We start from the raw sequence: 13,137 nt of genomic DNA, 5'->3' as shown, positions 1-13,137 counted from the left end.
GAAAGACAACGCACCTGACGCTCGGCCAGCCCGGAAGGCACGAAGAGCCATGGCGCTCGCGGCGTACCCCGACCCCGCAGACCCGGGAGGCTCCCGAGCCCGGGAACACCCCGCCACCCCCCACGTCCCGCCCACCACGGCAACCGGCCGCACCCCGCCGGCCGCACCCGCCCCACCGGCCCCCACGCCCCGTTCGCGCGCGGCGCGCTCGCCCCCACCGCCTGCATGGAGACCCTCCAGGTGGGCTACCTCCACGCCGTCGCGGCCGCAGCCGGCTGCACGCTCTCCCAACCCTTCCCCGACAACGGCATCGACTGGCACGTCAGCCACAGCGCCCCCGGCCACACCGTGGACGACGAGGTCACCATCAAGATCCAGCTCAAGGCCACCTACCAGATACCACCCCAACCCCCCGGCCCCGCCTTCTCGTTCACCCTCGACAACGCCCACCTCGCCAAACTGGCCCGCACACCCGTCGCCGTCCACAAGATCCTCGTCGTCATGCTCGTCCCCCGCACCCAGGACGACTGGCTCCGCGCCCACCACGACCGGCTCGACCTGCGCCACTGCTGCTACTGGACCAACCTCGCCGGCCACCCCGCCACCGGACGGCACCGCACCACCGTCCGCATCCCCACCACCCGGATCTTCGACGACCGGGCCCTCTGCGCGATCATGGCCCGGGTCGGGGCGGGAGGGAGACCCTGATGCACCACCGGCCCACCGCACCCGCCGACATCGACCCGGGCGTCCTCACCGCCCTCCTCCACCGCCACGGCTGGCAGCCGCACGGCAGCCGCACCGGCCCCTGCACCCGCTGGACGCCGCCGCCGGGCCACATCGCCGGACCTGTCAGCCTCCTCGTGCCCGCCGGACGCGCCTTCCCCGACTCCGGTGACCTCCTCGCCGAAGCCGTCGCCGCCCTGGTCCGCTGCCCCGACCCCACTGCCCGCGACATCCTCACCGGCCTCACCGCCCCCACCGACGAGATCCGCTGGACCCGCGACACCACCCACCCCGCCCCCCGCGGCACCGGCCCCTGGGCCACCGCCGACACCGCCCCGTGGACCGCCGACACGCACCTGCGCACCGCCGCCCGCCGGCTCCTCCTCGCCGCCGCCCTCGCCGTCCACGGCCCGGCGCGCCACCACGGCGCCCGCCACCGCCGCAGCGCCCGGCGCCTTCTCGAACCCGTCCTCGTCGGCACCGCACCCGCCGCCCGCGCCCTCACCGCCTTCGTCCCCGTCGACCCCGGCCGCCCCCTCACCGAGCGCCTGCACCACGCCCTCCACGCCACCCGCGACGCCGTCGACTACGAGCGCGCCACCGGCCGGCCCGACGCCTTCGACACCGCCGTCGCCGCGGGCGCCGGCCGCGAGCTCACCGAAGCGCTCATCACCCTCGTCCACCGCACCCAGGGCGCCGCCGTCACCCTCGCCTGGGCCCCCGCGGCCGGCCCGCCCGGCGGCTGCGCCGCCCGCCCCGAGCCCGTCGAGTTCACCCCCGGAGACCTCCCCGCCCTGCGCCGCGCCTCCGTGCGGTACCTGAGCGACGAGCCCGCCGTACCGGTACGGGTCACCGGCACCGTCGTGCGGCTCCGCCGCGCCGCCCCGCACGGGCCCGGCACCGTCCGCCTCCGCGTCCTGACCGGCGCCGACGTCTCCCACCTGCGCGTCACCCTCGACGAGGACGGCTACCGCACCGCCGTCCGCGCCCACCTCGCCGGGCTGCCCCTGCGGGTCGCGGGCCGCCTGGAGAGCCGCAGCGGCTTCCGCCACCTCACGGGCGCCCGCGGGGCCGAGCCGGTGCAGGTCGACGAGGCGGAGCGGGAGCGGCTGCTCAAGGCGCACGAGGAGGACTGAGGGGCCGGGGACAAACGGTTTCGCGGAGGGGGAGTGCGGCTCGGTACCATGCCAGGACGTATCGCGCGCGCCATCGGAAGTGGCCGCGCTGCCCCCTTCAGTCAGGAGAGACCGGTGTCAGACGTCCGTGTGATCATCCAACGCGATTCCGAGCGGGAAGAGCGCGTGGTGACGACGGGCACTACGGCCGCCGACCTCTTCGCCGGGGAGCGCACCGTCGTCGCGGCCCGCGTGGACGGCGAGCTGAAGGACCTCGCGTACGAGCTCGCGGACGGCGAGACCGTCGAGGGCGTCGAGATCTCCTCCGAGGACGGCCTCGCCATCCTGCGCCACTCCACCGCGCATGTCATGGCCCAGGCCGTGCAGGAGCTCTTCCCCGAGGCCAAGCTGGGCATCGGCCCGCCGGTCAAGGACGGCTTCTACTACGACTTCGACGTGGACAAGCCGTTCACGCCCGAGGACCTCAAGGCCATCGAGAAGCAGATGCAGGCCATCCAGAAGCGCGGCCAGCGCTTCTCCCGCCGCGTCGTCACGGACGAGGCCGCCCGCGAGGAGCTGGCGAACGAGCCGTACAAGCTGGAGCTCATCGGCCTCAAGGGCTCCGCCTCCAGCGAGGACGGCGCGGACGTCGAGGTGGGCGCCGGCGAGCTGACCATCTACGACAACCTGGACGCGAAGACCGGCGAGCTGTGCTGGAAGGACCTGTGCCGGGGCCCGCACCTGCCCACCACCCGCAACATCCCGGCGTTCAAGCTGATGCGGAACGCCGCCGCGTACTGGCGTGGCAGCGAGAAGAACCCCATGCTCCAGCGGATCTACGGCACCGCCTGGCCGTCCAAGGACGAGCTGAAGGCGCACCTGGACTTCCTCGCCGAGGCCGAGAAGCGCGACCACCGCAAGCTCGGCAGCGAGCTGGACCTCTTCTCCATCCCCGAGCAGATCGGCTCCGGCCTCGCGGTCTTCCACCCCAGGGGCGGCATCATCCGCCGGGTCATGGAGGACTACTCGCGGGCCAAGCACGAAGAGGCCGGGTACGAGTTTGTCTACACCCCGCACGCCACCAAGGGGAAGCTTTTCGAGACCTCGGGCCACCTGGACTGGTACGCCGACGGCATGTACCCGCCCATGCAGCTCGATGAGGGCGTGGACTACTACCTCAAGCCCATGAACTGCCCGATGCACAACCTGATCTTCGACGCGCGGGGCCGCTCGTACCGCGAGCTGCCGCTGCGGCTCTTCGAGTTCGGGACGGTGTACCGGTACGAGAAGTCGGGCGTCGTGCACGGACTGACCCGCGCCCGCGGCTTCACGCAGGACGACGCGCACATCTACTGCACCCGCGAGCAGATGGCGGAGGAGCTCGACAAGACGCTCACCTTCGTCCTGAACCTGCTGCGCGACTACGGTCTGACCGACTTCTACCTGGAGCTGTCCACCAAGGACGAGAGCAAGTTCGTCGGCAGCGACGAGGTCTGGGAAGAGGCCACCGAGACCCTGCGCAAGGTCGCCGAGAAGCAGGGCCTGCCCCTCACCCCCGACCCGGGCGGCGCGGCTTTCTACGGCCCGAAGATCTCCGTCCAGGCGAAGGATGCCATTGGCAGGACCTGGCAGATGTCGACCATCCAGCTCGACTTCAACCTCCCGGCCCGTTTCGACCTGGAGTACACGGCAGCCGACGGCACCAAGCAGCGCCCGGTCATGATCCACCGTGCACTGTTCGGCTCCATCGAGCGTTTCTTCGCCGTCCTGCTGGAGCACTACGCAGGCGCCATGCCCCCGTGGCTGGCCCCGGTCCAGGCGGTCGGTATCCCGGTCGGCGACGCGCACGTCGCGTACCTCCAGGAGTTCGCCGCCGAGGCCAAGCGCAAGGGCCTGCGGGTCGAGGTGGACGCCTCCTCGGACCGGATGCAGAAGAAGATCAGGAACCACCAGAAGCTGAAGGTCCCGTTCATGATCATCGTCGGTGACGACGACATGAGCGCGGGCACGGTCTCCTTCCGGTACCGCGACGGTTCGCAGGAGAACGGCATTCCGAAGGACGAGGCCCTGGCCAAGCTGGCCGACGTCGTCGAACGCCGCGTGCAGGTCTGACCTGCGGCAGGACCGAGGGGGCGGTACCCGGCCGGGTACCGCCCCCTCGGCGCATTCGCGGACCCCCGCAGCCCATATGCTGATCCGCATGACGAATGAGCCGGAGCAGCAGATCGGAGTGGGGACGCCGGACGCGTTCCAGCGCCTGTGGACGCCCCACCGGATGGCCTACATCCAGGGCGAGAACAAGCCCACCGGCTCGGGCGCCGACGACGGCTGCCCGTTCTGCTCGATCCCGGCCAAGTCCGACGAGGACGGGCTGATCGTCGCCCGGGGCGAGAGCGTCTACGCCGTGCTGAACCTGTACCCGTACAACGGCGGGCACCTCATGATCGTCCCGTTCCGGCACGTCGCCGACTACACCGAGCTCGACGGGCCCGAGACCGCCGAGCTGGCCGAGTTCACCAAGCGGGCCATGAAGGCGCTGCGCGCCGCGTCCGGCGCGCACGGCTTCAACCTCGGGATGAACCAGGGCGACGCGGCCGGCGCCGGCATCGCCGCCCACCTGCACCAGCACATCGTGCCGCGCTGGGGCGGCGACACCAACTTCATGCCGGTCGTGGGCCACACCAAGGTCCTGCCCCAGCTCCTCGCCGACACCCGGCGGATGCTCGCGGAGGCGTGGCCCGCCGCCTGAGGAGTGCCTGCCGGGCAGCGCCGTCCACCCGCGGGGCGGGCCGGGTGCCGGCAGGCGGAAGGGGCGGTGAAGAACGCCCCTCGCAGTCCCGCCGGCGCTGCCGCGCCCCCGCCTCACGCGTCGTACACGTCCGCCTTCTTCGGTGCGGGGTCCGCCGCGAAGCTGCTGCCCGCCATGGAGCTGGTGTCCACGCCGTGCTCCTCCAGCATCTTCACGGTCGCCGCGTGGACCGCGCGCATCACCGGCGTGGCCGCGCGGATGGCGTCGTCGGCCATGAACCGGTGCTTCCACGGGGCCTCCGCCCACACGTGGCGCAGACCGAAGGGCTCGGGCAGCACCAGCTTGCCGCCGAGGAAGTCGAGGACCGGGGGGAACCAGGTCAGCGGGGCGCGCACGGCCAGGCGGACCACCTCGTTCGTCTCGATCAGGGGCAGCTTGACCTCCTTGGTCTCCCAGAAGCGGAACGTCTTCGGCACCGACTTCGTCTTGCCCGCCGGCTTGCCGAGGAAGAGGCCGTGCACCGGGCCGAGGGCGTGGCCGGAGACCTCGATGCGCAGGGTGTGCAGCAGGGCCGTGACGGTGACCAGCATCGTCAGGACGAGCTGGCCGTCCCACAGCACGAACTGGACGCCGAGGTAGTGGCGGTTGCCCTTGCCGAACTGGTTCTCGTTGCAGATCCGCTGGATCTCGTGCGGCTTGACCTGGAAGGCGACGACGTCCTCGCCGTCGGGCCGGGAGACCTCCTTCGCCCCGTCGCCCACGGGGACCACGATCCAGTGGTTCACCGAGGGGACCGGGAAGCCGCTCTTGAGGGAGCCGCGTTCCAGGAGCTTCAGCTGGTCGTGGATGGGGCGTATGACGTCCCAGGTCCGGAAGGCGTGGATCTCCTTGCCGTCGCGGGGCTTGAGTTCCTCGGCGAGGTGCCAGCCGCCCCAGCGGGTGCCCATGCCGAGTATGCCTCGGGGGCCGGCGTAGAAGACGACGTTGGACTTCTGCTCCGCGGTGAGCTTCTCCAGGTTCCGGCGGAGTTCCTCGGCGGCCGTCTCGCCGGGGTTGCGGGGCACCGCCTCGGGGATCTTCGCGGCGACGCCGCCTCCGCTGAGGAGGCCGTCCCAGCGGGCGCGCAGGTCCTTGGCGGTCTTCTCGCAGACGTGCTTGGCGAGGTACCAGCCGATCACCGGGGCGATGATCATGGCGCGCAGGTAGAGCGACCAGAAGCCGGTCACGGGCAGCTTGAGGAGGACGAGCACGGCCAGGATGCCGGCGCCGATCAGGAGGGCGGTGCTGAGTGCGCCGGCCTTCTTGCCGTCCGCGCCGGACATGCTGCGGCGGAGCTGGAAGACGACCAGCCACAGGAGGAGTCCGGGAAGGAAGACGACGCCGCACAGCAGGGTGATGAGGGTGAGGCGGGTGTCGCGCTGCTTGCGGATGCGGTTCGCGGCGAGGCAGTGCTCGACGACGGGCTGCGGCTCGGTGCCGAAGGACTGGATGAGGGGTGCGCGTCCGCCGCCGAGCATGCGGACGGTCACGGCACGGCAGAACGCCTCCCCGAGGTTCGGCTCGAAGAGGCTGAACTTGCCCTTCTTGACGGTGGATGCGTACCAGTCGTTGTTGGCCTTGAGGATGTCCTCGACCGGGCTGTCGCGGTACGCGGCGGAGGCCAGGGCGTTGGTGGCCACCGTCTGCGCTGCCGAGCCCTGGAGCGGGACCTGTGCCCCGGGGCCGAAACCGTCCATTGTCACTGCCGCCCCCATCGACGCCTGTGCCGCCACCGCTGCTCTTGCCTGCCGTGCTCCGCCTTGCGGCCTTCCCAACTCGGCGGCGGCGCACACCTGGTGAGCTGGGCGCTCCAGCCTATCGGGGACGGGGGCCGCGCGGCAGGGCGCTTCCCGGCAGATGCGGCACAGCCGGTCGTACCGCCCCCTGCGCGGCCGGCCGTACCGCCCTGTCCGAGCGGTACGACCGGTGGGCGCGGTCCGGCGGTCAGGAGGCGGCTTCGGCGCGGACCTTCTCGGCGAGGTGCGGGGGCATGGCCTCGTGGCGCACGTAGGCGCGGTGGAAGCGGCCGGTGCCGTGGGACAGGGAGCGCAGGTCGATGGCGTACCGGTCGATCTCCGCCTCGGGGACGTCCGCGCGGACCAGCGTCCTGCCGGGGGCGGCCTGCTCGGTGCCGACGACGCGGCCGCGGCGCCCGGACAGGTCGCTCATGATCGGTCCCACGTACTCGTCGGGGACGAGGACCTGCACTTCGGCGACGGGTTCCAGCAGGCGGATCGGGGTGTCGGCGGCGGCTTCGCGCAGGGCCAGCGCGCCGGCGGTCTGGAAGGCGGCGTCCGAGGAGTCCACGGAGTGGGCCTTGCCGTCGACGAGGGTGACCCGGACGTCGACGAGGGGGTAGCCGGCGGTGACGCCGCGGGCGGCCTGGGCGCGTACGCCCTTCTCGACGGACGGGATGAACTGGCGGGGGACGGCGCCGCCGACGACCTTGTCGACGAACTCGATGCCGGAGCCCTGGGGGAGGGGTTCGACCTCGATCTCGCAGATGGCGTACTGGCCGTGGCCGCCGGACTGCTTCACGTGGCGGCCGCGCGCCGAGGCCCTGCCGCCGAAGGTCTCGCGGAGGGCCACCTTGTGGGGGACGGTGTCGACGTGGACGCCGTAGCGGCTGCGGAGCCGTTCGAGGGCGACTTCCACGTGCGCTTCGCCGAGGCACCACAGCACGACCTGCCGGGTGTCCTGGTTCTGTTCGAGCCGCATGGTCGGGTCCTCGGCGGCGAGGCGGGCGAGCCCCTGGGAGAGCTTGTCCTCGTCGGCCTTGCTGTGGGCCCTGATGGCGACGGGGAGCAGCGGGTCGGGCATGGTCCAGGGCTCCATGAGGAGCGGGTCGTCCTTGGCGGACAGGGTGTCGCCGGTCTCGGCGCGGGTGAGCTTGGCGACGCAGGCGAGGTCGCCCGCGATGCACTGGGCGAGGGGGCGCTGCTGCTTGCCGAAGGGCGCGAAGAGGGCGCCGATGCGCTCGTCGACGTCGTGGTCCTCGTGGCCGCGGTCGGTGAGTCCGTGCCCGGACACGTGGACGGTGTCGTCGGGGCGCAGGGTGCCGGAGAAGACGCGGACCAGCGAGATGCGGCCGACGTACGGGTCGGAGGCCGTCTTGACGACCTCCGCGGCCAGGGGGCCCGCGGGGTCGCAGGTGAGGGCGGGGCGCGGCCTGCCGTCGGGGGTGGTGACCTCGGGGACGGGGCGTTCGAGGGGGGTGGGGAAGCCGCGGACGATGAGGTCGAGGAGCTCGACGGTGCCGAGTCCGTGGGGCCTGCCCGGGGCGGCGGGGGCGGCGGCGAGCACCGGGTGGAAGGTGCCGCGGGCCACGGCCTTCTCCAGGTCGTCGACGAGGGTCTTCAGGTCGATGTCCTCACCGCCGAGGTAGCGGTCCATGAGGGACTCGTCCTCGCTCTCGGCGATGATCCCTTCGATGAGGCGGTTGCGCGCCTCCCGGATCAGGGGGATCTGGGCCTCGTCCGGGGGGTTCTCCTGCCGTTCCCCGGTGGAGTAGTCGAAGATCTTCTGGGTGAGGAGCCCGACGAGCCCGGTGGCCGGCGCGTGTCCGTCGGCGGCCTCGGGGCCGAGGACGGGCAGGTAGAGGGGCAGTACGGCGTCGGGGTCGTCGCCGCCGAAGATCTCCGCGCAGATGCCGGTGAGCTGCTCGAAGTCGGTGCGGGCGGTGTCGAGATGGGTCACGACGATGGCCCGGGGCATGCCGACGGCGGCGCACTCCTCCCAGATGAGGCGGGTGGAGCCGGCGACGGCGTCGGCTTCCTGGGCGGCGGAGACCACGAACAGCGCGGCGTCGGCGGCGCGCAGTCCGGCGCGGAGCTCCCCGACGAAGTCGGCGTAGCCGGGGGCGTCCAGGAGGTTGATCTTGCAGTCGTCCCAGGTGAGGGGTACCAGGGAGAGCTGGACGGAGCGCTGCTGGCGGTGCTCGATGTCGTCGTGGTCGGAGAGGCTGGTGCCGTCCTCGACGCGGCCGGCGCGGTTGACGGCGCCGGCGGTGAGGGCGAGCGCCTCGACGAGGGTGGTCTTGCCGGAGCCGCTGTGGCCGACCAGCACCACGTTCCTGAGGGATGAGGGCTGGTCGGCCGTCAGAGCCCTGCCGGCGGCCCCGGGGTTGGTGTTCGCCTTGTCGCCCATGGTTCTTCCTCCCGATCGCTGCTGGACGGTGAGGTGGGGGGCGCGGGCGCGGGGGAGCGGTGCGGGTGCGGTCCTTGGCGCGGCGGGCGCGGGTCCGGCCCGGTCGGGCAGCTCCGGCGGTGCCCGCGGTCGTCCTTCGAGCTTTCCACTGTGTCGGGTCCGCGTCCATACGGCGGACACCTCCCGGTGCCCTGGGCGGCGGCGCGTCCGGCCGGGGTGTCGTGCGGGTGCCCGGGGGTGCCGCGGCGTGGCGCGTGGCTACGATGGGCCAGCCGGTGGCCGTGGGGGCCGCCCGGCACCTCCGGACCCTCGGGAAGGCCATGCTGAACAAGTACGCGCGTGCATTCTTCACGCGTGTTCTCACACCGTTCGCCGCGTTTCTGCTCCGCCGTGGGGTGAGTCCCGACGCGGTGACGCTCGTCGGTACGGCGGGTGTCGTGGCGGGGGCGCTGGTGTTCTTCCCGCGGGGGGAGTTCTTCTGGGGCACGATCGTGATCACGCTGTTCGTGTTCTCGGACCTCGTGGACGGGAACATGGCGCGGCAGGCGGGGGTGTCCAGCCGCTGGGGCGCCTTCCTCGACTCGACGCTGGACCGGGTCGCGGACGGTGCGATCTTCGGCGGGTTCGCGCTGTGGTACGCGGGCGGCGGGAACGACGACGTGCTGTGCGCGGTGTCGATCTTCTGCCTGGCGAGCGGGCAGGTGGTCTCGTACACGAAGGCGCGCGGTGAGTCCATCGGGCTGCCGGTGGCGGTGAACGGGCTGGTGGAGCGGGCCGAGCGGCTGGTCGTGTCGCTGGTCGCGGCGGGCCTGGCGGGCCTGCACGCCTTCGGGGTCCCGGGTGTCGACGTGCTGCTGCCCGTCGCGCTGTGGCTGGTGGCCGCGGGCAGCCTGGTGACGTTGGGGCAGCGGATGGTCACGGTACGGCGTGAGGCGGCGGAGGCGGACGCCGCGGACAATGGAGGGACGCAGAGGGGGAGCGAGGCCACGTCATGAGCCGGGTGAGCGAGCGGTTGACGGACGGGTTGTACGGACTGGGCTGGGGCGCGGTGAAGAAGCTGCCCGAGCCGGTCGCCGCGGGCCTCGGGCGGCGGATCGCCGACACGGCGTGGAAGCGGCGCGGCCCGGGCGTGCTGCGGCTTGAGGCCAATCTGGCGCGGGTGGTGCCGGACGCCGGGCCGGCGCGGCTCGCAGAGCTGTCGCGGGCCGGCATGCGCTCGTACATGCGCTACTGGATGGAGTCGTTCCGGCTGCCGGCGTGGAGCCGGGAGCGGGTGGCGGAGTCCTTCGAACCCAAGGACCTCCACCACCTGACGGACGGCCTGGAATCCGGGCGCGGGGTCGTGCTGGCCCTTCCCCACCTGGCGAACTGGGATCTGGCGGGCGTGTGGGCCACCCGCGCCCTCGGGGTGCCGTTCACGACGGTCGCCGAGCGGCTGAAGCCGGAGTCCCTGTACGACCGGTTCGTGGCGTACCGGGAGTCCCTCGGCATGGAGGTGCTGCCGCACACCGGCGGTGCGGCCTTCGGGACGCTGGCGCGGCGGCTGCGTTCGGGCGGGCTGGTGTGCCTGGTCGCGGACCGGGACCTGTCGGCGTCCGGTGTGGAGGTCGACTTCTTCGGGGAGCGGGCGCGGATGCCCGCCGGGCCGGCGCTGCTGGCCCAGCAGACCGGGGCGCTGCTGCTGCCGGTCACGCTGTGGTACGACGAACCGCCGGTGATGCGGGGCCGCGTGCACCCGCCGGTCGAGGTGCCGCAGTCAGGCAGCCGGGCGGAGAAGACGTCTGTCATGACGCAGGCGCTGGCGGACGCGTTCGCCGGCGGAATCGCCGACCACCCGGAGGACTGGCACATGCTGCAGCGGCTGTGGCTCGCGGATCTCGACCCGGCGAAGGCGCCGCGGCGCACGGAGGGGCGGCAGCCGTGAGGATCGGCATCGTCTGCCCGTACGCGTGGGACGTGCCGGGCGGCGTCCAGTACCACATCCGCGACCTGGCCGAGGACCTGATCCGGCGGGGGCACGAGGTGTCGGTGCTGGCCCCGGCGGACGACGAGACGCCACTGCCGCCGTACGCGGTGTCGGCGGGGCGCGCGGTGCCGGTGCCGTACAACGGGTCGGTGGCGCGGCTGAACTTCGGGTTCCTGTCGGCGGCGCGGGTGCGGCGGTGGCTGCACGAGGGCACGTTCGACGTGATCCACATCCATGAGCCGATGTCCCCGTCGCTGGGGCTGCTCGCGTGCTGGGCGGCCGAGGGACCCATCGTGGCGACGTTCCACACCTCGAACCCCAGGTCGCGGGCGATGATCGCGGCGTACCCGATCCTCCAGCCCGCGCTGGAGAAGATCAGCGCGCGGATCGCGGTGAGCGAGTACGCCCGGCGCACGCTGGTCGAGCACCTCGGCGGGGACGCGGTGGTCATCCCGAACGGCGTGGACGTGGACTTCTTCGCGCGGGCCGAGTCGAAGGAGGCGTGGCAGGGCGGCACGCTCGGCTTCATCGGCCGGATCGACGAACCCCGCAAGGGCCTGCCCGTGCTCATGCGGGCCCTGCCGAAGATCTTCGCGGCCCGCCCCGAGGCGCGGCTGCTGGTGGCGGGGCGCGGCGACGAGAAGGAAGCGGTGGCGACGCTGCCGCCGGAGTTCCGCGACCGGGTCGAGTTCCTCGGCATGGTCAGCGACGAGGACAAGGCGCGGCTGCTGCGCAGCGTCGACGTGTACGTGGCGCCGAACACGGGCGGCGAGAGCTTCGGGATCATCCTGGTGGAGGCCCTGTCGGCGGGCGCACCGGTGCTGGCCAGCGATCTGGACGCGTTCGCGCAGGTCCTGGACGGGGGCGCCGCGGGCGAGCTGTTCGCCAACGAGGACGCGGACGCGCTCGCGGACGCCGCGGTCCGGCTGCTGGGCGACCCGGCCCGGCGCGAGGAACTGCGCACCCGGGGCAGCGCGCACGTGCGGCGCTTCGACTGGTCCACGGTGGGGGCGGACGTCCTCGCGGTGTACGAGACGGTGACGGACGGGGCGGCGTCGGTCGCCGCGGACGAGCGCACGACCGGGCTCCGGGCCCGCTGGGGGCTCGTACGGGAGTGACGGGCGGCGGCTGCGGCTCTCCCCGCGGTCGCCTTGCCTGCTCTCCCCCTTCCCTGATGCTCTGGCTTCCCTGCTCCGGTCCGGCCACCTGTCCCGTCGGCCATCCGCCTGGCCGGCCACCTGCCCCGGTCTCCGCCCTCGCGGCGTCCCGAGCGACCGGTCGGCCGCCTCCGGGGCACGGGCCGCCGCCTGGGCGGCGCGCCCCCACCCGGAGGGCGGGGCGCTCTGCGGATGCCGACCCGCGGGTGAACGCCCCGCGCGGGAAGGGCGCGCGCCGGGGCACCGGTAGCCTGTCGGTCCGTGTGGACCACCCTGATCTGGATCGCCGTCGCCCTCGTCGCGATCGGCCTGTACCTGAGCTGGACCGCGGGCCGCCTCGACCGCCTGCACGCCCGGCTCGACGCCGCCCGGGCCGCGCTCGACGCGCAGCTGCTGCGGCGGGCGTCGGTGGCGCAGGAGGTGGCCACCTCCGGGATGCTGGACCCGGCGGCGTCGATCGTGCTGTACCAGGCCGCGCACGCCGCGCGGCAGGCCGAGGAGGAGCAGCGGGAGGTCGCCGAGAGCGAGCTCAGCCAGGCGCTGCGCGCGGTCTTCGGCGAGCCGGAGCAGGTGGAGGCCGTCCGGCGCGTCCCGGGCGGCGAGGAGGCGGCCGGCGAGCTGGCCGCCGCGGTCCGCCGGGTGCCCATGGCGCGGCGCTTCCACAACGACGCGGTGCGCGCGGCGCGGGCGCTGCGCAGGCACCGGAAGGTGCGCTGGTTCCGGCTGGCGGGGCACGCGCCGTTCCCCCTGGCGTTCGAGATGGACGATGAGCCGCCGTCCGCCCTCGCCGACCGCGCCGCCCAGGGCTGATCCGCCGGGGCGCGGTGAGCCGCCCCCTGCTCTCGGCCGCCCCCGGGGATGCGGCCGCTCCTCTTCCGGGCCCTGCCCCGGTCTGGCCCCGGGGATGCGGTCGCCGCTCCTCTTCCGGGCCCTGCCCTCTTCCCGGCCTGGCCCCGGGGATGCGGTCGCCGCTTCTCTTCACGGCCCCCGCGTCTGCTGCGGCCCCGTACCTGCGGTCAGCCGCCCCCTCCGTTTGCCGTCCGCGGGCGACCGGCGCACCCCGTCATCTTTGGTCCTGCAAGAGGGCCGCTGGCCTCCGCCTCCTCTGCCCGGTGCTTGCGGGTGCCCGGCGTGCCCTCCGCTGGGCCCTCGGGGTGCCTCCGCTTCCTCCGCCCGGCCGTCGGGGTGGCTGCTGCCTCCTGTGCCCGGTGCTTGCGGGTGGCTGCCGCGCCACACCCT

General features: G+C 73.3%; 10 protein-coding genes. 8 read left to right on the top strand and 2 right to left on the bottom strand.

What is annotated here, in order from left to right; translation table 11 throughout:
* The first annotated feature begins 225 nt into the window (after positions 1 to 225).
* From L6E17_RS02515 to L6E17_RS02500, 4 genes are all read left to right on the top strand, one after another.
* The gene (locus L6E17_RS02515; protein ID WP_236239128.1) at positions 226 to 708 is read left to right on the top strand and encodes a DUF4365 domain-containing protein; all 483 of its coding nucleotides are present in this window, start codon (positions 226 to 228) and stop codon (positions 706 to 708) included.
* Positions 708 to 1,862, top strand: coding sequence for a hypothetical protein (locus tag L6E17_RS02510; RefSeq protein WP_236239127.1), 1,155 nt, complete (start codon positions 708 to 710; stop codon positions 1,860 to 1,862). Before L6E17_RS02515 ends, L6E17_RS02510 begins: the two co-directional genes overlap by 1 nt.
* 114 nt (positions 1,863 to 1,976) lie before the next feature.
* Complete coding sequence (thrS, locus tag L6E17_RS02505) at positions 1,977 to 3,953, top strand: threonine--tRNA ligase (protein ID WP_236239126.1); 1,977 nt, start codon at positions 1,977 to 1,979, stop codon at positions 3,951 to 3,953.
* 76 nt (positions 3,954 to 4,029) lie between these two features.
* Entirely contained in the window at positions 4,030 to 4,590 is a 561-nt protein-coding gene (locus L6E17_RS02500) for an HIT domain-containing protein (RefSeq protein ID WP_236239125.1), read from the top strand.
* 113 nt (positions 4,591 to 4,703) lie between these two features.
* Here the strand turns inward: L6E17_RS02500 and L6E17_RS02495 are convergent, their stop codons facing one another.
* On the bottom strand, positions 4,704 to 6,326 hold the full coding sequence (locus L6E17_RS02495) for a hypothetical protein (RefSeq protein WP_236239617.1): 1,623 nt from the start codon (positions 6,324 to 6,326) through the stop codon (positions 4,704 to 4,706).
* Positions 6,327 to 6,573: 247 nt separating this feature from the next.
* Positions 6,574 to 8,775 carry an elongation factor G-like protein EF-G2 gene (locus L6E17_RS02490; RefSeq protein WP_236239124.1) on the bottom strand — a complete coding sequence of 734 codons (2,202 nt, stop codon included), beginning with the start codon at positions 8,773 to 8,775 and terminating at the stop codon, positions 6,574 to 6,576.
* A 263-nt stretch (positions 8,776 to 9,038) separates the two neighbouring features.
* Here L6E17_RS02490 and pgsA point away from each other — a divergent pair, with 263 nt between their 5' ends.
* From pgsA to L6E17_RS02470, 4 genes are all read left to right on the top strand, one after another.
* On the top strand, positions 9,039 to 9,770 hold the full coding sequence (gene pgsA / locus L6E17_RS02485; protein ID WP_236239616.1) for a phosphatidylinositol phosphate synthase: 732 nt from the start codon (positions 9,039 to 9,041) through the stop codon (positions 9,768 to 9,770).
* Positions 9,767 to 10,699 carry a phosphatidylinositol mannoside acyltransferase gene (locus L6E17_RS02480; RefSeq protein WP_236239123.1) on the top strand — a complete coding sequence of 311 codons (933 nt, stop codon included), beginning with the start codon at positions 9,767 to 9,769 and terminating at the stop codon, positions 10,697 to 10,699. The genes pgsA and L6E17_RS02480 overlap by 4 nt, the downstream gene beginning before the upstream one ends.
* Entirely contained in the window at positions 10,696 to 11,859 is a 1,164-nt protein-coding gene (locus L6E17_RS02475) for a glycosyltransferase family 4 protein (protein ID WP_236239122.1), read from the top strand. Before L6E17_RS02480 ends, L6E17_RS02475 begins: the two co-directional genes overlap by 4 nt.
* A 300-nt stretch (positions 11,860 to 12,159) precedes the next feature.
* Positions 12,160 to 12,708, top strand: coding sequence for a hypothetical protein (locus L6E17_RS02470; protein ID WP_236239121.1), 549 nt, complete (start codon positions 12,160 to 12,162; stop codon positions 12,706 to 12,708).
* Positions 12,709 to 13,137 lie beyond the last annotated feature (429 nt).

Source organism: Streptomyces sp. CC228A (assembly GCF_021390935.1).
Taxonomy (GTDB): Bacteria; Actinomycetota; Actinomycetes; order Streptomycetales; family Streptomycetaceae; genus Streptomyces.
This window is presented reverse-complemented; position numbering and strand designations above follow the sequence as displayed.

Bases quoted from the DNA above. Each gene is read 5' to 3' on its own strand.
- L6E17_RS02515 (WP_236239128.1), top strand. From the start codon at position 226: ATGGAGACCCTCCAGGTGGGCTACCTCCACGCCGTCGCGGCCGCAGCC.
- L6E17_RS02510 (WP_236239127.1), top strand. From the start codon at position 708: ATGCACCACCGGCCCACCGCACCCGCCGACATCGACCCGGGCGTCCTC.
- L6E17_RS02500 (WP_236239125.1), top strand. From the start codon at position 4,030: ATGCTGATCCGCATGACGAATGAGCCGGAGCAGCAGATCGGAGTGGGG.
- L6E17_RS02495 (WP_236239617.1), bottom strand. From the start codon at position 6,326: ATGGACGGTTTCGGCCCCGGGGCACAGGTCCCGCTCCAGGGCTCGGCA.
- L6E17_RS02490 (WP_236239124.1), bottom strand. From the start codon at position 8,775: ATGGGCGACAAGGCGAACACCAACCCCGGGGCCGCCGGCAGGGCTCTG.
- pgsA (WP_236239616.1), top strand. From the start codon at position 9,039: ATGGGCCAGCCGGTGGCCGTGGGGGCCGCCCGGCACCTCCGGACCCTC.
- L6E17_RS02480 (WP_236239123.1), top strand. From the start codon at position 9,767: ATGAGCCGGGTGAGCGAGCGGTTGACGGACGGGTTGTACGGACTGGGC.